General features: G+C 47.3%; 15 protein-coding genes. 8 read left to right on the plus strand and 7 right to left on the minus strand.

Annotated elements, in window-relative coordinates; translation table 11 throughout:
- The first annotated feature begins 7 nt into the window (after positions 1-7).
- From KD145_RS21455 to KD145_RS21475, 5 genes are all read left to right on the plus strand, one after another.
- Positions 8-3,229 (plus strand): TonB-dependent receptor, encoded by a 3,222-nt coding sequence (locus KD145_RS21455; protein ID WP_249219502.1) that lies wholly within the window; start codon positions 8-10, stop codon positions 3,227-3,229.
- A 75-nt stretch (positions 3,230-3,304) separates the two neighbouring features.
- Positions 3,305-4,669, plus strand: coding sequence for a hypothetical protein (locus KD145_RS21460; protein WP_212001542.1), 1,365 nt, complete (start codon positions 3,305-3,307; stop codon positions 4,667-4,669).
- A gap of 71 nt (positions 4,670-4,740) precedes the next feature.
- The gene (locus KD145_RS21465; protein WP_212001547.1) at positions 4,741-5,520 is read left to right on the plus strand and encodes a hypothetical protein; all 780 of its coding nucleotides are present in this window, start codon (positions 4,741-4,743) and stop codon (positions 5,518-5,520) included.
- A 10-nt stretch (positions 5,521-5,530) separates the two neighbouring features.
- Complete coding sequence (locus tag KD145_RS21470; RefSeq protein ID WP_212001548.1) at positions 5,531-6,166, plus strand: hypothetical protein; 636 nt, start codon at positions 5,531-5,533, stop codon at positions 6,164-6,166.
- A gap of 226 nt (positions 6,167-6,392) precedes the next feature.
- Positions 6,393-7,313 (plus strand): alpha/beta fold hydrolase, encoded by a 921-nt coding sequence (locus tag KD145_RS21475; protein ID WP_212001549.1) that lies wholly within the window; start codon positions 6,393-6,395, stop codon positions 7,311-7,313.
- 12 nt (positions 7,314-7,325) lie between these two features.
- Here KD145_RS21475 and KD145_RS21480 read toward each other — a convergent pair whose 3' ends face one another.
- From KD145_RS21480 to KD145_RS21500, 5 genes are all read right to left on the minus strand, one after another.
- On the minus strand, positions 7,326-8,675 hold the full coding sequence (locus KD145_RS21480; protein WP_212001550.1) for a S41 family peptidase: 1,350 nt from the start codon (positions 8,673-8,675) through the stop codon (positions 7,326-7,328).
- 7 nt (positions 8,676-8,682) lie between these two features.
- Complete coding sequence (locus KD145_RS21485) at positions 8,683-9,234, minus strand: RNA polymerase sigma-70 factor (RefSeq protein WP_212001551.1); 552 nt, start codon at positions 9,232-9,234, stop codon at positions 8,683-8,685.
- A gap of 133 nt (positions 9,235-9,367) precedes the next feature.
- Complete coding sequence (locus KD145_RS21490) at positions 9,368-10,699, minus strand: TolC family protein (RefSeq protein ID WP_212001552.1); 1,332 nt, start codon at positions 10,697-10,699, stop codon at positions 9,368-9,370.
- 17 nt (positions 10,700-10,716) lie between these two features.
- Entirely contained in the window at positions 10,717-13,842 is a 3,126-nt protein-coding gene (locus KD145_RS21495) for an efflux RND transporter permease subunit (protein ID WP_212001553.1), read from the minus strand.
- 45 nt (positions 13,843-13,887) lie between these two features.
- Entirely contained in the window at positions 13,888-14,973 is a 1,086-nt protein-coding gene (locus tag KD145_RS21500; protein WP_212001554.1) for an efflux RND transporter periplasmic adaptor subunit, read from the minus strand.
- A 533-nt stretch (positions 14,974-15,506) separates the two neighbouring features.
- On the opposite strand from KD145_RS21500, the gene KD145_RS21505 reads away from it, so the two are divergent.
- The 3 genes from KD145_RS21505 to rnc are packed head-to-tail and all read left to right on the plus strand — an operon-like array spanning position 15,507 to position 17,750.
- Positions 15,507-15,743, plus strand: coding sequence for an acyl carrier protein (locus KD145_RS21505; protein WP_012788038.1), 237 nt, complete (start codon positions 15,507-15,509; stop codon positions 15,741-15,743).
- A gap of 23 nt (positions 15,744-15,766) precedes the next feature.
- The gene (fabF, locus tag KD145_RS21510) at positions 15,767-17,020 is read left to right on the plus strand and encodes a beta-ketoacyl-ACP synthase II (protein WP_212001555.1); all 1,254 of its coding nucleotides are present in this window, start codon (positions 15,767-15,769) and stop codon (positions 17,018-17,020) included.
- Between the two features lie 10 nt (positions 17,021-17,030).
- Positions 17,031-17,750: a ribonuclease III gene (rnc, locus tag KD145_RS21515; protein WP_245957406.1), complete on the plus strand. Its 720-nt coding sequence runs from the start codon at positions 17,031-17,033 to the stop codon at positions 17,748-17,750.
- A gap of 10 nt (positions 17,751-17,760) precedes the next feature.
- Here the strand turns inward: rnc and KD145_RS21520 are convergent, their stop codons facing one another.
- Together KD145_RS21520 and KD145_RS21525 are read right to left on the minus strand one after the other, a co-directional pair.
- Positions 17,761-18,438: a GyrI-like domain-containing protein gene (locus KD145_RS21520; protein ID WP_249219504.1), complete on the minus strand. Its 678-nt coding sequence runs from the start codon at positions 18,436-18,438 to the stop codon at positions 17,761-17,763.
- 4 nt (positions 18,439-18,442) lie between these two features.
- On the minus strand, positions 18,443-19,480 hold the full coding sequence (locus KD145_RS21525; protein WP_212001556.1) for a DJ-1/PfpI family protein: 1,038 nt from the start codon (positions 19,478-19,480) through the stop codon (positions 18,443-18,445).
- Between the last annotated feature and the right edge of the window lie 5 nt (positions 19,481-19,485).

Consider the following 19,485-nt stretch of genomic DNA (forward strand, 5'->3'; position numbering starts at 1 on the left):
CTGAAGTATGCAAAAATCTACACAAAGATTTTGTACGGGGAAACGTATGTCCTTTAAACTGCTGTCCCTGTTCCTGTTGATGACGGGGTCATCGCCTTTCCTGTTGCAGGCCCAGTCCTATATTTCTCTTACTGATAAGGTGCAGCTGCAGTCGGCACGGACCAATGCAGCCGCCATCGTGAAATCGCTGCAGGACCAGACCTCTTATACTTTTATATACGATCCCGAATACCTGACACAGTGCACACTTTCTGCTGTAAAGTTTGAAGGTGCTCCATTAGGAAAGGTATTGCAGTACCTCGATCAGCATGCTCCTGTTGATATTGAACTGACCAATAACCGTACTATTGCCGTACGCAAAGGCAAGGCGGAAAAAGCAGCCGTAAAGGTTAGTGGCCGTGTCACCGGCAGAATAGTAGACTCTAAAAATGAACCACTGCCAGGTGTGACTATTGTGGTAGAAGGCGGACAAGGCGCCGTATCTAACGTAGATGGTAGCTACGAGCTGCAACTGGAGCCTGGTAAATACACCATCACTTTCTCCTATATCTCTTTCGACAGCCGTAAAGTGACAGATGTGGAAGTGACACCCAAAGAGATCACACCACTGAACATCGTGCTGAAAAGCAGCGGTTCCCGGCTGAAGGAAGTGACTGTTACCGGCAACTACCGGAAATCCTCCATAGAAGGACTTTACGCACTGCAAAAAAATAATGCGGGCATCACTGATGGTATCAGCTCAGATCTCATCGCCCGCACACCGGATAAAAACGTAGGTGAAGTGCTGAAACGCGTGAGCGGCTTGTCTACGCTGGATAATAAATATGTAGTGGTGCGCGGTTTGAGCGAACGTTATAACCAGGCATCCCTGAATGGTCAGCTGATGCCCAGCACAGAACTGAATCGTAAAAATTTCAGCTTCGATATTATTCCTTCCAATGTAATTGAAAATATAACTGTCATTAAGACACTTACTCCGGATCGTAGTGCGGAATTCGGTGGAGGGCTGATAGAAGTAAATACTGTAGATATCCCTTCTGAAAATTTTCTCAACGTCAGCGTGGGTGGCAGTTATAATGATAAAACGACTGGTAAAACGTTTTTGTCGCTTCCGCTGGAAGGGAAAGAATACTGGGCGAAAGCTTCAGACCATCGTAAGCTGTTAGGTAAATTCGACTGGAAAGACCGCGCAGACATCATCAGTGCATTTGACGCCAGTATTGGTAAAAGCGAACATTTTAATAATAACTACGGTATTACATCTTTTAATGCACAGCCGTCTACCAACTATCAGATCTCTCTGGGCCGTGTGTTACCGGAGCATGGCAAGGGTCAGTTTGGTGTGATCCTGGCAGCCAACTACCGCAATACGCTGGCTACGCAGGACGTAGTGATGAGCCGTGCCGGCTTTGAAGGTGATAAATCGATGGATTATGCCGCCTTCAGAGGACAACGTTATGGTTTTACTACCAACCTGGGTGGCATGGCCGGAATCGGTTACCGTAATGAGCGCAACCGTATTGGTTTTCAAAGCATCTATCAACGTTCTCTTGACCAGCAGCTGGTATCCGGTATCGGCCAGTCTGCCGCCTACAGTGCACATACCTACGCTTATTTTGATATGACCGGTGTTACTGGTTTATGGCAGAACCAACTGAAGGGAGAACATTCCATTGGTCATAATGGGCTTAAAGTAAAATGGCTGGGCAGCTATACACAGCTGGACCGTCAGCGCCCTGACAACCATTTTTTTGCAGGCAACTACCTGGACACAGACAACAATTATCCCAACAACTATAACGTCGATTATCTCTTCCCGATCAATGTGACTGCCGGCGCACTCCGCACCTGGAGCAGAGCCCGTGAGAACAACTACAGCTGGGACCTGTCTGCTGCACAGCCTTTTAAATTCAATATCGGTGCTGTGCCGCTGGATAATACTTTCAAGCTGGGCTATGGAGGCTGGAGTAAAAGTCGCTTTTTTTACGTGATCAATACTGCCAATACCATCCAGAATCCAGGACAAAATTATCTGCCTGTATCTACCCTCATGACACCTGAAAACGGACTGGAAACAAAGCTGGAACGTTTTGGGGACAACTATAACCGCTCGGCCTCCCTGCATGCGGTTTATGGTATGCTGGACAACAAGATCGGTGATTTCAGGCTGGTATGGGGTGTTCGTGGGGAATACTATAATCTGAATAACGTAAATGCTGCCCTGGATGTGTTGGATCAGGACCTCAACAGAGGACGTGGTGAAGATAATAAACTGGACTTGTCCGGTTTAAGAAACAGGGAGCCTGATTTCCGGCTGTTTCCTTCCGCCAATCTTACTTACAGCCTCACTCCTTCCATGAACCTGCGACTGGCTTATGCAGAAAGTATTATCCGTCCGGACCTGCGTGAGATGAGTGGTTTGAGAGAGTATGACTTTGAACTGGGAGGTACTTACTATAGCACCTATGTAACGTCTACCACTATACGTCATTATGATTTCCGCTATGAATGGTATCCCGGACCTGGTGAGATCGTGTCTTTCTCTCTTTTCTATAAGAAGATGAAAAACCCGATGGAGATATTCAAGGAAGCCAACAATGAATTCCGCTTGCGCAACAGTAAGGAAGCGAAGAACTATGGTCTGGAGATAGAGTTGCGTAAATCACTTCAGTTTACCGGTGTGCCCGTGTTGCGTAACATCACGCTGTCCGGCAACTTCACTTATCTGGATTCCCGCGTGACGCCGATGATTGTTCGTTTTGACGGAACTGACCCTGATAACCCGCGTAAAGTGGTGATCACGGAAAATGTGTTGCCGGAAGAAAAGAGACCACAGGCCGGGGCCAGCAATTATATGGTGAATGCGGGACTGGCTTATGATACTAAGCCGGTATCTTTTAACCTGGTGTACAACTATGTAACCAACAGGATGTACCGGGCCAATGAAATCTACGCTCTCTCGCTGTTTGAGCGTCCGCTCGAATCACTGGACGCACAGCTGGCATTTCATCTGTTGAAAGGCAAAGGTGAATTAAGATTAAATGTATCCAATCTGCTGAACAGTTTCAGCCTGGTATATATCAATCGTTTTGATGATGATCCGCAGATTCTGGCTGGCAGTAAAATGCCTACTACCAAACAGTTGTTATACCATTCCGGTAACGATGCGATCGACTATAAAGCCAGTCCGGGAAGGACTTTTAGCCTGACCGCCAGTTACAAATTCTGATTTAAGAGCATGCGCATTTTTTGTTATATATCCTGATCAGGTATCCCGTTTTTGTTAAAAGAAAAAAACAAAATCATGAAAAGAAAACCCTTTGGATTAGCCCTTTTATCAGCTGCCGCTTTAGGTGCTGTACTGTTTGCCTCCTGCAAAAAGGAGAATCATGCCCAGGAAGGCCGTGCTGTAACTGCTACGCAGGTACCTCCGTCTTCTCCTATCCTCTCTGGTGTATTAGGTACTACCCACAATGTAGCAGATACCATCCTGCTGACCAGTGGCACTGTATGGCACCTGAGTGGCCTGGTGTATGTTGACTCCGCTGACGTACTGATTATTCAGCCTGGTACCGTTATCAAAGGTGACCTGAGTGGTTCCTCTACCGTTGCCGGTGGTGGTCTCATCATCACTAAAGGTGCAAAAATCCTGGCTCAAGGTACTGCTGCCAACCCTATCGTATTCACTTCCAATTCCAGCACCCCTCAATCCGGTGATTGGTCTGGTGTGGTACTGCTGGGTAAAGCACCTACCAACGCTCCTACTACCACCCGTGTAGAAGGTGTTCCTGACGTATCACCTGCTGATGCTACTTTCGGCGGTAATGTTCCTAATGACAACTCCGGTATCCTGCAATTCGTTCGTATTGAGTATGCTGGTTTTGCGCTGTCACTGAACAATGAATTAAACGGTCTGACACTGGCTGGTGTTGGTAGCGGAACCGTTATTGACTACGTAGAAGTATTCAAAGCAAACGATGATGCTTTCGAATTCTTCGGCGGTACTGTAAATGCTTCTCACCTGCTGGCAATTGACGCACTGGATGATATGTTCGATACTGACAACGGTTATATCGGTACTATCTCCTATGCACTGGGTCTGTCTGACACTACCCGTGCTGACCAGAGCGAGTCTAACGGTTTTGAAAGCGACAACAACGCTGGTGGTACTGGTGCTACTCCAATCACCCGTCCTACTTACAACTATGTCACCATTGTAGGTTTACCCAACGCAACTAAAGCTGCTAACGGCGCCGGTGGATTCAAATACGGCCGTGCTGCTCACCTGAGAAGAAACGCTGAATTCAACCTGAAGAACTCCATCTTTGTTGGTTTCTCTACAGGTATCAGCCTGGACCAGACTGTAGGTACTACTTACGATAAATACGTAAGCGGTGTGTCTGTTTTTACCAACAACTTCGTTCATGGTTATGTTAGATCTTATGCCAAAGAAGTAAGCAAAGTATTCACTGTTATCGGTACACCAACAGGAAACTTTGGTACTACTACGCTGACTAATATCAGCCTGACTAGTCCGTTTGACCGTAGCGGTGGAGCAGCCAGCTTCTTCGCAGCAGAAGGTACTCCTGAAGATCAGGCGGGTGCATTCCCGAATGGTGCTGACTGGACTACTGTAGGCGGTAGCCACAACTGGACCAGATACAATTAATTTTTTCAACAACGTGCAGCAGCTTGCTGCACGTTGTTCTCCTACCCTTTTATCCGCAACAATAAATACATATGCGATATAGAAATTTACTTTTTTTAGCTGCATTTATTACGCTGCTATACGCCTGCCGGAAAGGCGAACTTCCCCTGGAAAACTATTTCGGCAGAGTAGCCCTTACTCAGGTTGTATTAGGTGATACTACCAATCTGGACATCTTTTATAACGGAAAAAAGGTGGGAGCGATGATAAAATCCCCTGAGGCGGTACCTACTGTGGATGTGGTTTTACCAGCCGGACAGCAGGCAGCCAAATTAAGTATTTATAAAGCCGGTACAGATTCGCTGGTGGCAGATACCTCCATCACCATTACCCAAAACAGCGCTCAGTCTTTCAGGGTGATCAGTTCCCGTCTGCTCAATATTAACGGTTTTATCGGTAGTACCGCTGTAACGCCTGATTCCAGTAAGTTCCAGCTTTTTTATTATCTCAATCAATCCTTTAATGACTACCCGGAAGCAGAGATGTATATCTATACCTCCGCTGGGAGACCTGCAGTGCTGACAGAAGTGTTGGTAGTAAAAGGATTGAAAAAAGGTGTGCTCGACCCGCGTGTGTTTACATTGCCTTGTAAATCAGCCACCGGCGCCACATTAAATTATGTGTTCAAACTGAAGGATAGCAAAACGGGTAACTGGATATTACGTCAGGCTAATACCGTAAATGGCAGCTACATCTTTATGAACATGAACTATGAAAGCTTTAAAGGTCGCTTTAACCTGGTGTCTATTATAGATGTGGACGGTGATACGCCGGAGACCAACAGGATTAAGATGGCCCCTAACACTTTATAAATACAACCGTATGTTACCGAACGATAATTTTTCGTATGGGCATTTATGTTACATAGGATTAGTTTCCCTGCTATTACTGTATGCCTGCAAGAAAGATGAACAGCCGGTAGCTACGCATACAACCATGGAAATCATCCCCACCACCGATACGCTGACACAGGTGATCAATGCCAATACCCTCCTTACTGCCAGTCATCCCTGGTATATCAAAGGATGGGTATATGTGAGCAATGAGTCTACCCTGCGTATTGAGCCGGGGTCTATTATACATATTCTTCCGGGAGAACACAGCAATAGCGGTGGTCTTGTGATCACCCGCGGTGCATACCTGCATGCAGCCGGTACAGCGCGTTCCCCGATTCATATCTCCATAAAGGAAAAAGGCAATATACTGTTGCTGGGCAAAGCCCCGGTTAAAAATAAGATGCCGCTGGCAGATCATCCCGACAATAAACTGCTGCCGGGTATCGCTTATGGCGGAACAACAGAACAGGATAGCTCCGGTGTTGTACGATATGTGCAGCTGCATTACCAGTCCCCGATGTCTGAAGGTTTAAAACTGCTGGGGGCTGGTAGCAGAACGGTTTTGCAACATGTTACCTTATACGACCGTCATCCTGGTATGAAACCCATTTTCCTCTACTAATATATTTACGAAGACCCTATTTGGTTTATTCTCCATATTTACAAGCAATGCAAAAGAAAGCGGCTGGCTCCTGTTTAGGAGACAGCTTTTTTTATTGGGAGCAAACATCAGAAATATACACCGTACTCATCAACATTGAGGCTGGGTCTGCATGTTAATGAGTTGAGTGAATTTAAACATCTATTGTTATAAGCTGTTTTCTTAAGCAGGCTATAAACTTAAATCTATGAGAAAGTCATGTGCTCTTTTGCTGCTGTTTATCAGTATGGCAGTCATTGGTTTCGCCCAGGGCATTAAGCCTGCAACTCCACCTGCTAATTTTACAAGCAAAGTCATGGCCGTTGAAAACGGATTAACCATCCATTACGTCATAGGAGGAAAAGGCCAGCCTCTCCTGTTATTACACGGCTTCGGACAGAACTGGTATATGTGGGAGCGTTTGCTTCCTGAATTGTCAAAACACTTTACAGTGATCGCTCCGGACCTTCCCGGGCTTGGAGAGTCTGGTAAGCCTGCTGATGGTTACGATAAAAAGACGATGGCGCTACATATACACGCGCTGATGCAAAAACTGGGATTTAACAATATTATGCTTGCAGGCCACGATATAGGACTGATGGTGGCCTATGCTTATGCCAGACAATATGAAAATGAAGTAACGAAACTGGTCTTGATGGATGCATTATTACCAGGTGTTGAACCGGTGTGGTCACAGGTCCGCGGTGCTGCCTGGTGGTTTGGTTTCTTTGCCTGGCCTGCCTCACCGGATATTGTTGAAGGAAAGGCGAAAACGTTTCTGACGGGCTTCTGGCCGGTAGTCGGATATGTAAAAGACCCTTTTACAAAACAGGAATCAGATGAATTTATCAGAGCCTATTCCGTACATGGATCTATTGCAGGAAGCTTTCATTGGTTTGCTGCATTTCCACAGGACGCCAGGGATAATCAGGAATTTATGAAGCACAAACTGAAAATGCCGCTGCTGGCCATGGCCGGAGAGTTCGCATCCTCTTTCCTTCCGGAACATTGCCGGCTGGTGGCCGACAATGTTAAAGGGGTGATCATAAAAGATGCCGGACATTGGATTGTGCAGGAGAATACTCCCCAGGTACAAAAAGAATTCCTGGAATTTTTACTGGCTCAATAATAGAAACCTGCATTAGCGCGGAATGATCACTTCTGCACCGGTAGACAACGTATTGAAGTAGGTGTTCTCCCTGTTTACATTTTCTGAGGATGCTGATCTGCCTCCTCCGTTGATCAGCGCCAGTGCTCTGGTGATGAGGGGATCGCTGATATCGCCGATGGCAGAGAGCGGGAGACTGGTCATTTCATCTACCACATATTGAGGTGTGATGCCTGTAGCATAATTGCCTTCCCCTTTGGCATTGGAAAGCCGGTAAGCAATAGGCTGTAATACCCAGGTGATGCGGCGGCTACCGTCTTTGATAATGACAGCACCTTTGTCTTTTCCGTAGGTAGTTTGTCCTATCTGTGTTACCTGCGTATAGGGCTTGAGGTTATTGATGGTCAACTCTGCAGCAGAGATGGTTTGACGGCCGGTAAGGATAAAAACGCGATCCAATGTGAGACGGGCAGACTGGATACTGCTGAAGTTTACTGGTGTACCACTTTCCGGATAACGCAGCATAGTGCTAACATCCAGCAGTTGTTTGCCTTGTTTGTTATTACCGGTATACTCTACAAATGAAGTTTGTGCATTGAGCCGGCTGGCCACCAGGCTGGATAAAACCGCCGCTGCAGCCAGACTTCCACCGGTATTATACCGAAGGTCGAGAATCAGCTCGGTGACACCTTGTGCTTTGAAATCCTGAAAGGCAGTCAATAAGGCGTTATTGTAATTATCGTTGAATGCATTGTAAAAAAGGTAGCCGATTTTTTTGCCGTTGCTGTTAATCACTTTCTGAAGATAGATCGGATTTTCAGTAACGATGCCCAGCAATACTTCCACTGGCGTTTGTTCGCTGATAACGCCGGCTGTGATGGTTGCCGGCGTGAAGTTTCCTTTTCCTTCCCGCAGTAGTTGTGCCGTGATGGTAGCAGCGTTGCTACTGTTGACCGGCTGGCCATTGATAGCTGTAAAATACATACCACGGCTAAAGCCTGCTTTGTCGGCATTGGAGCCGGGGATAACGAGGCGTACCACGCCAATAAAGCCACTGGCAGCTGAAGGATGCGGAATGATGCTGTAATCCATGCCGTAGTTATATAACATGCTTCTGGGGAAGGTGGCCCAGTTGCCCGGATTATAAATCATCGAAAAAGGATCTGCGGCGTTTTTCAGGCTGTTGTAAAAGGAGACTGTTTCCTGTTGAGGATTGGCGGAGACAGGCAGTGTTTCATTCCACAGGTAGAAAAGACGCATGCTATCCAGCATCCAGTTGTTGATTTCCTGCTGGGTGACAGGGCCGGTGGGCGTAGGTGCGGGCTGGTCTTTTTTGCTACAGGCCATACAGAAAAGGGCTATTCCCAGGTACCAGTATTTCATGATGTGATTATTGGGTGGTGTCGATATTAAAGTGATGGAGCAGTTCTTTGCGGATGTATTGCAGTGCGGCTGTCAGGTGGTTTTTAACGGTAGCCGGAGAGATAGACAGCTGTTGTCCGATTTCCTTGTGACTATATCCCTCACTACGGCTTAGCATATATACGTTGCGCCGTTGTTCCGGCATATTTTCCACTACCTTTTGCAGTTGCGTGGCGAGTTCTTTTTGCAGCAGAATTTTTTCTCCGCTGCTGGCTGTTTCGGAGGCCTGGTTGTCAGCTACCAGGGAGAGCGCTTTTTTTTCCCGGTATAGTTTACGGGTTTCGTCTATGACGAGATTTTTGACGTACACAAACAGCAAGGGAAAAACATCCTGCCCTTCCTTCAGCTGGTGCATATTTTCCCAGAGGCGAACAAAGCATAACTGGGTGATTTCCTGTGCCCGGTTAGCATCACCGGTTAACTTGAATGCAAATCGGTACACCTTCGCATTGTTCTCCTCAAATATTTTTTCAAAATGAACTTTAGGAGGGCTTACAGACATAGTTCGAGGTTGTTGCATTATCCGGTTATAAATTTAAGCAGGCTATGTTACAGGAATGTTAAGGAGCGGTACTATTTTCATATAAAAGCGCAAAGCAGCAAAAACCTTGTAGTCTTTGCTGCTTTGCGCTTTTATGAAAATTGTATACTGACTATTTCAACAGGGAGCCGTTGAGCCGCTGCAGTTCTGTTTCAGCGAGTTTGGTATTATACCGGGCCTGGATAAGACGGTAGTTGGAATCTTCCAGGCTTTGCTGGGCCTGTTTTACCTCGATGGTAGTAGATACTCCTTGTTTGAAGCGTTCGAGTGCCACCATCATATTCTCTTCTGCCAGCGTATTATTTTCTTCTTCCAGTGCTAAAGCTTTCTTGTAATATTCATAATCCTTGAAAGCATTATTCAGGGAGAGATCGATCTGTGATTTGATGTTATCAAGTGCGATATTCTGATAATCGAAATCTATCCGGGCATTTTTCACCTGACGTTTTACATTGAAGCCATTGAAGATAGGAATAGCTGCAGTGAGGCCGTAGTTGATCACCCCATTGCGGTTAAAGCGGGGGCTGAAGTTGTTGGATGCCGCGTTAGACGTACTCCGGTTAAAGTTATAAGCTGAGTTGAACGACACTGTCGGGAAGTAGTCGGCACGGCGTTCTTTGATGGTGAGTGCTGAAATATTGATATTCTGTTGTTGTACTTTGATAGCCGTGTTGTTGTTGGCGATGTTTTGCTGCAACGTTGTAAAAGACAGACTGGCATTGATGGGAATGGAATCCTGTACATCATATCCGATGGCGTTTGGAGGTACGGCCATCAGCTGATTCAGCAATGCCTTGCTTTGTTCGATGAGCGTAAGCTGCCGCAGGAAAAGCGCTTTCTGTGCGTTGTAATCCACTTTAGACTGCAGCAGGTCTGTTTTAGGACCCAGGCCGGTAGTGAATTTGGCGTCGGAGAGCTTCACTCTTTCTTCTGAAATGGACAGTTGTTCCCTGATAGCGCGCAACTGTTGTTTTTGCTGCACGATATTGTAATAACCACCAATCAGGGTAGCAATGGAATTTTGTATCTGGTCTTTGATGCCCAGCTCGCCGAGGTCTTTGATGGCTTCCAGTTTTTCGCGGGTGGCGAACATTTTGAGACCATCGAAGAGTGTCCAGCTGAGATTGACGCTGGCATTGATATTATTTCCCTTGATGCCGCTGGTATCTCTTTTGGTGCCGTTGGCAAACTCCTGTTTGGTGGCGGTACGGCTCCAGTTGGTGCCGGCGGTGGCATTGAGGCGTGGCGCAAATGCAAAGTCCGCATAGGCGTAATCGTTAGCCGATAGTTCAGCCGTATTTCTGGCCAGCCTGATAGAGAAATTGTTTTTAAGTGCCACGTCTATTGCCTGCTCGAGGGTCAGTATCTTTTCCTGCGCAGTGGCAGCGATACTTCCCAGTAGTATGATCAGGAACAGGCAGCTTCCGGTGATATATTTCTTCATAAAAAATTTAATACAGTTTATGCATGAGTGGCTGCTACACCTTCTTCTTTATCTTCTTCCTCCTCCTCTCCCTCAGCGCTTTTATTACCGTGACGGGAGAAGAAAGTATACATAGCCGGAATAACATACAATGTGAGCACCAGTGAAAACACGATACCACCTACGATCACGATACCCAGCGGAATACGGCTGGTGGCCGCAGCTCCCAGTGACATCGCTATCGGTAATGCACCCAGTGCCATGGCAAGGCTGGTCATAAGGATAGGACGTAAACGCATGGCAGAGGCATGTATTACGGCGTCTCCTTTGGCAAGGCCGGCATCGCGTTGGTGGTTGGCAAATTCCACGATGAGGATACCGTTTTTGGTTACCAGCCCGATGAGCATGATCACACCAATCTGAGAGAAGATGTTCCAGGTTTGGTCAAATATCCACAGCGATAACAATGCACCTGCGAACGCCAGTGGTACAGTGAGCATGATGATCAGCGGATCTATCCAGCTTTCAAACTGAGCAGCAAGTACAAGATAGATCAGTACCAGTGCAAGTCCCAGCGCGAACATTGTATTGGAGCCACTTTCGGCGTAGTCGCGGGAGGATCCGGACAATGCAGTGGAGTAAGAGTCGTCGATGACTTTTTCTTTCTCCAGCTTGTCATAGATGCGGTACATCTCTTTGAGGCCGTCGCCGATGGTTTTGTCGGGAGCGAGACCTGCGGAGATGGTAGCAGATTTATAGCGGTTGAAGTGGTAGATAATAGGCGGACTGGTTTCTTCTTCGATGCTAACTACGTTGTCGAGCTGTATGGCTTCGCCGCGGGAGTTGCGTACATACAGGTTCTGGAGGTCGGTAGGATCGTCGCGGTCGGCGCGGAACACCTGGCCCATTACCTGGTACTGTTTGCCATTTCTGATGAAATAACCATAACGGAGATTACTCAGTGCGAGCTGCAGTGTCTGAGAGATATCCTGTACCGAAACGCCCAGCTGTGTGGCCTTGTCACGGTTGATGTGTATACGCAGTTCCGGTTTGTTGAATTTCAGGTCTACGTCGGTACCCTGGAAGACAGGGCTGTTGCCCACTTCTTCCATGAACTTAGGCAGTACATGTGTGAGGGAGTCGAAGTTGATATGTTCGAGTACAAATGAAACGGGGAGGCCGGCTCTGCGTCCTACCTGTATGGTCTGTGTTTCGATGGCAAACACTTTACCCTGAGGGTATCGGGCCATGTTGCGGTTGACCATGTTCACGATATCCTTCTGAGAGCGGGTACGCTCCTGTGGTTCGGTGAGCATGACGTTGGCAAAGGCGGAGTTGACCGCGCCGGCACCACTGAAACCGGGAGAGGTAACGCTGAGGATGATTTTCTTTTCGGGTATGGAGTCGGCGAGAAACCTGGTGAGTTTGTCCACGTAGTTATCCATATAGTCGAAAGAGGTACCTTCCGGCGTGGTGATGGAGAGGCGGAACTGGCTTCTGTCTTCCAGTGGAGCCAGCTCTGAGGGCAGTGTTCTGAACAGGAAATAAATCATGACCAGACAGCCTGCGATAATCAGTCCTGCCACCCAACGGAAACGCATAAACGCTTCCAGTGAATTTTTATAACCATCTTCCATCCAGCGGAAGAATGGTTCTGTTTTGGTATAGAACCAGGAGTGGGTATGCGTTTTACGGCCCAGTTTTACGTTGAGCACCGGTGTGAGCGTCAGGGATACAAAGGCAGAGATGAGTACGGCGCCAGCTACCACGATACCGAATTCACGGAAGAGCTGTCCTACGAATCCCTGCAGGAAGATGATCGGAAGGAATACGAAGGCCAGGGTGATGGAAGTAGCAATAACGGCGAAGAAAATTTCTTCAGACCCTTCACGGGCAGCTCTCATACGAGGCATGCCTGCTTCAATCTTTTTGTAGATATTTTCAGTCACTACGATACCGTCATCGACCACAAGGCCCGTAGCCAGTACGATAGCCAGCAGGGTGAGGATATTGATCGTAAAGCCGCAGATGTACATGATGAAAAAGGCACCGATGAGAGACACGGGAATGTCTACCAGCGGACGGAAGGCCATGAGCCAGTCGCGGAAGAAGAGGTATACGATGAGGATCACGAGTGTGAGTGCCACGATCAGGGTTTCTTCTACTTCCTCAATAGATTTTTTGATAAACCGGGTATTGTCCATGGCAATGTTGACCGTATAGTCTTCCGGGATATCTTTTTTCAGCTGCTCATATCTTTTATAGAACTCATCGGCGATGGCCACGTAGTTGGAGCCGGGTTGCGGGATAAGCGCCAGCGAGATCATCGGGATGCTGGACTCTTTGAGCACCGTTTCTTCATTTTCTGGGCCCAGTACAGCCTGGCCTATGTCCCGGATGCGTATTTCGCTGCCGTTGATATTTCTGATGATAAGGTTGTTGAAATCGTCTTCCGTGAAGAGGCGGCCGAAGGTGCGTACGGTAAAGTCGGTGGCGTTGCCGGCGATTTTACCGGAGGGCAGTTCCACGTTTTCCCTTTGAAGGGCGGCCTGGATATCAGATGGTGTAAGGCTGTAAGACGACAGTTTGGCCGGGTCCATCCAGATACGCATGGCATATCTTTTTTCGCCCCATATCTGGATCTGGGAAACCCCAGGGATCGTTTGCAGTTTTTCGAGTAGTACGTTGGTACCGTATTCGGTTATTTCCAGCTGATTGCGGGTATTGCTTTGCACCGTCATGGAGATGATAGCATCTGAGTTAGCATCCTGTTTGGATACTACAGGCGGTGCGTCGATATCAGGCGGGAGGCTGCGCAGGGCCTGGGATACTTTATCGCGCACGTCGTTGGTGGCGCCTTCGAGGTCCTGACCCAGTTCAAATTCCACGGTGATATTGCTGCTACCCTGGCTGCTGCTGGAAGATATGTTTTTGATACCGGCGACACCATTGATGGATTTCTCCAGTGGCTCGGTGATCTGTGTTTCGATGATGTCTGAGTTGGCACCGGCGTAGGATGTCCGCACGTTTACGATGGGCGGATCGATGGCCGGGAAGTCTCGCACTCCAAGGAAGGAAAAGCCCACGAGACCGAATATCACAATGATGATATTCATCACAATTGCCAGAACAGGGCGTTTGAGAGATAATGAAGGTAGACTCATTGGAATATTTTTTAAGGGATTACAGTACGTAATCGCCCTCTTTCACTATTGTATTTTGTTGAACTTCAGCGGCATACCAGGTTTCAGCTGGAGGATACCGGTGGTAACCACCGTGTCTCCCGGTTGGAGGCCACTGGTGATCTGTACATTGTTTTCGTTGCGGATGCCTGTTTCTACGATCACAAATTTGGCTTTGCCACTATCGGCAACGATTACTTTTTTATCGCGGGTGCCAGGGATGACTGCCTGAGAGGGGATCATGATAGCATCCGGAAGATCTCTGAGGGTGATCTTTACTTTAGCAAAAGATCCGGGGAAGAGTGTACCATTATTGTTGGGTATGATAGCCCTGAGTTTAACGGTGCGGGTGGTCAGGTCTATTTTCGGATCGATGGCGTAGATGCTGCCTTTGTATTCCTTATTGTCGCCGGCAACGGAGAAGTTAACCTGATCACCGATTTTGATGACGTTACGGTATTTTTCTGCTACGGCGAAGTCCATTTTAAGCGGATCTACCTGTTGGAGGGTAGTGATGATGGTAGCAGAAGATACAATGGCGCCTTCACTGACATTGCGGAGTCCCAGTTTGCCGCTGAAGGGCGCGCGGAGCTCAGTTTTCTGCAGCTGGGTCTGGGTGTATTGCATATCGGCGCCGTAGGCACTAACCTGGTTGCGGGTTACATCTACATCCTGGCGGCTGATGCCGTTTATTTTGAGCAGGTTTTCCTGGCGTTCGAGGGTTGTTTTGGCCAGTTCCTGTTGTAGTTTCAGTTTTTGTAATTGGGCACGGAGGTCTTCATCGTAGATTTTTACGAGGAGGTCGCCTTTTCTGACGTTGGTACCTTCTTTAAAATAGAGGTGGGTGATGCGGCCATTAATTTCCGGTTTAACTTCCACTTCTTCATTGCTTTGTAATGTTCCGCTTGCTTCGATGGCCTGAGCGAGGGCATCTGTTTTTACGATCCAGGCGTCTGTGAGGAGCTGTCTGGAGTTGGCTCCTTTGGCGGCGGCACCGCTGGTAGCGGCAGCAGCTTCTTTTTTGCCCGTTATTTTTTTATAAATCAGGAAGATCACGATGCCTACAGCTACCACTATAATAGTGGAGCGGACTGTTTTGTTGATATTGGGCATGTTGTTAAGCCTTTTAGCGATTAGCTTTTAATGATAAATTACCGAAGGTCAGTTAGTATTTTAACATTCTACTGTTGAGGTGTTGCATCCAGTTGTGTTACGTATAGCTAACGGCTTCTCATAAGCCGGACAAATTTAATAAATGGAGGGGGTGAATGGATGGGGTGACTGTTAATTAGCGTTAAGGGGTTAGATAAGTGGTGAAAAAGCGGGTTAAATGGATTTTTATTGTCCCGGAGGAGAGGGATATTTGAATATTTGGCTATTTTAGAACATGATAATATACGTTTTTTGGAAGAGATGAAGATGGGAGTACTGGTATTCAGGGGAATGGAAAAAAGGGGGAAAATCCTATCAGACGGGGGATACCGGGACATAAAATCTTTTATTAACAAAGTGAAGAATATGTTTACTGTATTGGGTTTGGGAGGAATAAAAAAGGAGAGTGCAGGTTAAAATTCGGGCTATCTCTTGGCAATTCAATAAAAATTATATTTTTGCACTCAAGTTTTAAACCAAAAACACTTAAAATTATGTCAGACATTGCATCAAGAGTTAAAAAGATCATCATTGACAAATTGGGCGTTGACGAAGCCGAGGTAACTCCTGAAGCCTCCTTCACCAACGACTTAGGCGCTGACTCTTTGGATACGGTAGAACTGATTATGGAATTCGAAAAAGAATTCAACATCTCCATTCCTGACGAACAAGCTGAAACTATTACTACTGTTGGCCAGGCAGTTGCTTACCTGGAAGAACATGTAAAATAATCCTACTAATCAGAATTGTTTTAATGCAACCAAGACGAGTTGTCGTTACAGGTTTAGGCGCTCTTACACCGCTCGGCAATTCCGTAGCCGAATTCTGGCACGGATTGGCGAACGGTGTATCCGGCGCGGATTATATCCGTCAATTTGACGCTTCCAAGTTCAAAACCCGTTTTGCTTGTGAACTGAAGAATTTCGACCCTACTAACTACCTGGATAAGAAGGAGGCCCGCAAGATGGACCCCTTTACACAAACCGCGGTAATAGCCGCTGATCAGGCAATACAGGACGCCAATATCAACAAGGACAAGATCGATGTGGATCGGGCCGGTGTGATATGGGGCACCGGTGTTGGTGGGATGATTAACTTCAGTCACGAGTTAAGAGAATTTCATACCGGAGACGGGACTCCCCGTTTCAGCCCTTTCCTGATCACCAGGCTTATTCTTGATATTGCCGCTGGTTATATTTCTATCCGCCACGGCTTCAGAGGGCCTAATTTTTCCGTTGTATCTGCTTGTGCTTCTGCCACCAATGCAATTATTGAGGCGATGTACAGTATCCGTTACGGTAAGACCGATCTGGTGGTTACCGGCGGTTCGGAAAATGTGATCAACGAGCCTTGTGTTGGTGGTTTTAACGCCATGAAGGCTTTGTCTGAAAGAAACGATGATCCTAAGACCGCTTCCCGTCCTTTCGACCTCGACCGTGATGGTTTTGTAATGGGAGAAGGTGCAGGTGCGCTGGTACTGGAATCATTGGACCATGCATTGGCGAGAGGTGCAAAAATTTATGCTGAGTTGGCCGGCGGAGGCGCTACAGCAGATGCCCATCATATCACTGCCCCTCATCCGGAAGGACTGGGTGCGATGAACGTAATGCGGCAGGCGCTGGCAGATTCCGGTTTACAGGCTAATGATATTGATTATATCAATGTACATGGTACTTCTACCCCACTGGGTGATATCGCAGAGGTAAAGGCTATTCAGAAAGTATTTGGTGAACATGCTTATGACCTCAACATCAGCTCCACCAAATCCATGACTGGCCACTTACTCGGTGCAGCCGGTGCTATTGAGTCAATAGCTGCTATCATGTCTATCATCAATGGTCTTGTACCACCCACAATTAACCATTTTACTGACGACCCTCAGCTGGACCCGAAATTAAACTTTACCTTTAACACTGCACAGAAGAGAGATGTAAGAGCTGCATTATCCAATACCTTTGGTTTTGGTGGACATAATGCCTCTGTTATTTTCAAAAAATTTGTTCCTTGATCTTGATCGTGTGAGATTACTGCCAGGATTTTTATATCGACTCGTATCCAAGAAGAGGCACTTATACAAAGAGCTCACCAGCCTGTTGGGTTTCCCGCCAGGTAACTTTGCCCTGTATGAGATAGCCCTTAGCCACCGCTCGAGCAAAGAGAAGTTTCTCGAAAGCAATGAGCGGCTGGAATACCTTGGTGATGCCATTCTGGGAGCAATTGTGGGTGATTATCTCTTTAAAAAATATCCTTACAAAACAGAAGGATATCTCACAGAGATGCGCTCCAAAATTGTAAACCGCCAGCAACTCAATGATATCGCTATCAAAATGGGGCTGCGCAAACTCACTATCTACGACAAGTACAACAGCTTTCTGAAAATCAGTCAGATCTTCGGTAATACCCTCGAAGCCCTCGTAGGCGCTGTATACCTCGACCGCGGCTACAATAAAACCCAGCAGTTTGTACATAAACGCATCCTCATGCCCTACATCGATATGGAGCTGCTGGAAAGCGTGGAAATGAACCACAAAAACAAACTGTATGGCTGGGCCAATAAAAACGGCAAAGTCCTCGAGTTCGAACTCCTTGAAGAACAAATGGACAATGGCCGGCGTATCTTTACTGTAGGCGCTGTAGTAGACGGTGAACTGATTTGCACCGGTAAAGCCTTCAATAAAAAAGACGCCAGCCAGATAGCTGCCCAGCAAGCCATCCAACAGTTGGGGCTTGCTGACTAATTTCTCCTGATCATTTTACCGGATGCCGTAGAATCGTTTTCAGTTTCTCCGGTGCTGTTTTCCTGAAATCCGACAGGTATATCTCATGATGCCGTCCATTCATTTTCAGGTTTTGCTGCTCCATCAGCACTTCCAGCTTTTTCAGTGAAACGGGTTCTTCACTAAAAGGTCCTATGTGCATGATCTGCACACATCTCCCCTCCTCTATCGTTTTCAGGTCTACATTTCTGAACAGGGTTGACTGTTTCTTCTTTTCGGCACTCATCACGGAGGAAGACAGCTGTTGACGGGTTACAAAATCGGGCATACGGATAGCCAACTCATAACACCACTGGTCACGGGGCACCTGCCGCGGATCGCCTGCGGTATCCTGTACCCACCAAAAACCTTCCAGCTTGCTGACGGTAAAATCACTGTCCGCCTTTTTACATAAAAACTTGATACCGTAAGCTACCGTATACAGGGCGCCGATGTTTTCTGCGAAAACATCCCCGTCAGGGTCTCCCTGACCGTTGATCGTCAGGAAGAGCCCTTTCCCCATAGTGGCCAGCTCCGCTGTGGTGGCAGCGCTGTAATAGCTTTTGAATGATTTGGTAAGTTCGAGTTTAGTCATCTCCGTTAGTTTTATTTCATAGTCAATAGTAAATCCTATCAGCAGTATCCATCCAAGGTTACTCCAGTATTTCATTGTATTAGGGTTTTACCACACCGATCTGGATATTGGTAATATTCTGGTCTGGCTGTTGAAAGTCGTATTGGAAATATTGTTCGCGGTTATAGCCTGTCATCTTGATACCCAGGAGGTTGATAGCGCCTAACAGTTTGCCATAGGTCTCTCCCAGTTTGTCCCAGCCGCCTTTGTGGGACATGGAGATACCGTCGAAACCTGGCAGTACCTCGCATTGGTATGGAGCAGGTACCGGGCCAACGGTGGTAACGGGGACGCCTATATCAAGCCGGAAGACTGTTTCGGGTTTGCCATCAAACTGGTGGTAGTGCCACTCAACAGGGCCGGAGATCTCCATGCCGGCAGCGATGGCCTGCTGGTATATTTCCCGGGCAGCGGTACGTACCAGCGCCAGCATACCACTATAATTAACTTCATAGCTGCGATAAAAGAATGTGAGGGGCTTTACCTGGCTAAACTCTGGTGCCGGGCCGTCGGCAAAGAAGCCAAACCAGAAAGCCAGTTGCTGGTTACCGAGCAGGTCGAGTGCCGTATAGATCTCTCTGGTAAAAGGCACCATGGCAGTGCCGCTGGCAGTAATCAGGTTACCGCTTGTTACAGCAGGTTGGTTTTTATAGTGAGCCTGTCCTTTGTAATCAGGGGCCAATATTTTGAGTACCGAAGCATCATTGCTGGTATGGGGTACCTCGTCCAGGAAACCATGGTTGCCGATAAAAGCAGTAGCATCGCAGATGGCGGCCAGGAGCCGGCCATTATCCAGCTGTTTGCGTATCAATGGCAGTATGGCGTTATGTTCGGGGTTGTTGGCGATGGTAGCTCCTCCCGGAATGATGAGCAGGTCTATATCGGCATCCAGCGCCTGTGACAGACTTTGCTGTGGTGTTACGCTCACATTGCCTCCGGATGTAATAGGTTGACCGTCAAGTGAAAACGTCACCACCTGAACATCAGTGAAGTTACTGAGTCCGTAAATGGCTAAAGCTGGTTCCCAATCTGAATACTGGTTATACACATACACATAACATTTGCGTGGCGCTTTCATAATTG

Origin of the sequence: Chitinophaga sp. HK235, from assembly GCF_018255755.1 — a bacterium.
GTDB lineage: Bacteria > Bacteroidota > Bacteroidia > Chitinophagales > Chitinophagaceae > Chitinophaga.

Excerpts from the sequence above, each read along its gene's own strand:
- KD145_RS21460 (WP_212001542.1), top strand. The coding sequence starts at position 3,305 with ATGAAAAGAAAACCCTTTGGATTAGCCCTTTTATCAGCTGCCGCTTTA.
- KD145_RS21520 (WP_249219504.1), bottom strand. The coding sequence starts at position 18,438 with ATGAAATACTGGAGTAACCTTGGATGGATACTGCTGATAGGATTTACT.
- KD145_RS21455 (WP_249219502.1), top strand. The coding sequence starts at position 8 with ATGCAAAAATCTACACAAAGATTTTGTACGGGGAAACGTATGTCCTTT.
- KD145_RS21465 (WP_212001547.1), top strand. The coding sequence starts at position 4,741 with ATGCGATATAGAAATTTACTTTTTTTAGCTGCATTTATTACGCTGCTA.
- KD145_RS21475 (WP_212001549.1), top strand. The coding sequence starts at position 6,393 with ATGAGAAAGTCATGTGCTCTTTTGCTGCTGTTTATCAGTATGGCAGTC.
- KD145_RS21495 (WP_212001553.1), bottom strand. The coding sequence starts at position 13,842 with ATGAGTCTACCTTCATTATCTCTCAAACGCCCTGTTCTGGCAATTGTG.
- KD145_RS21480 (WP_212001550.1), bottom strand. The coding sequence starts at position 8,675 with ATGAAATACTGGTACCTGGGAATAGCCCTTTTCTGTATGGCCTGTAGC.
- fabF (WP_212001555.1), top strand. The coding sequence starts at position 15,767 with ATGCAACCAAGACGAGTTGTCGTTACAGGTTTAGGCGCTCTTACACCG.
- KD145_RS21525 (WP_212001556.1), bottom strand. The coding sequence starts at position 19,480 with ATGAAAGCGCCACGCAAATGTTATGTGTATGTGTATAACCAGTATTCA.
- KD145_RS21470 (WP_212001548.1), top strand. The coding sequence starts at position 5,531 with ATGTTACCGAACGATAATTTTTCGTATGGGCATTTATGTTACATAGGA.
- KD145_RS21500 (WP_212001554.1), bottom strand. The coding sequence starts at position 14,973 with ATGCCCAATATCAACAAAACAGTCCGCTCCACTATTATAGTGGTAGCT.
- KD145_RS21490 (WP_212001552.1), bottom strand. The coding sequence starts at position 10,699 with ATGAAGAAATATATCACCGGAAGCTGCCTGTTCCTGATCATACTACTG.
- KD145_RS21505 (WP_012788038.1), top strand. The coding sequence starts at position 15,507 with ATGTCAGACATTGCATCAAGAGTTAAAAAGATCATCATTGACAAATTG.
- KD145_RS21485 (WP_212001551.1), bottom strand. The coding sequence starts at position 9,234 with ATGCAACAACCTCGAACTATGTCTGTAAGCCCTCCTAAAGTTCATTTT.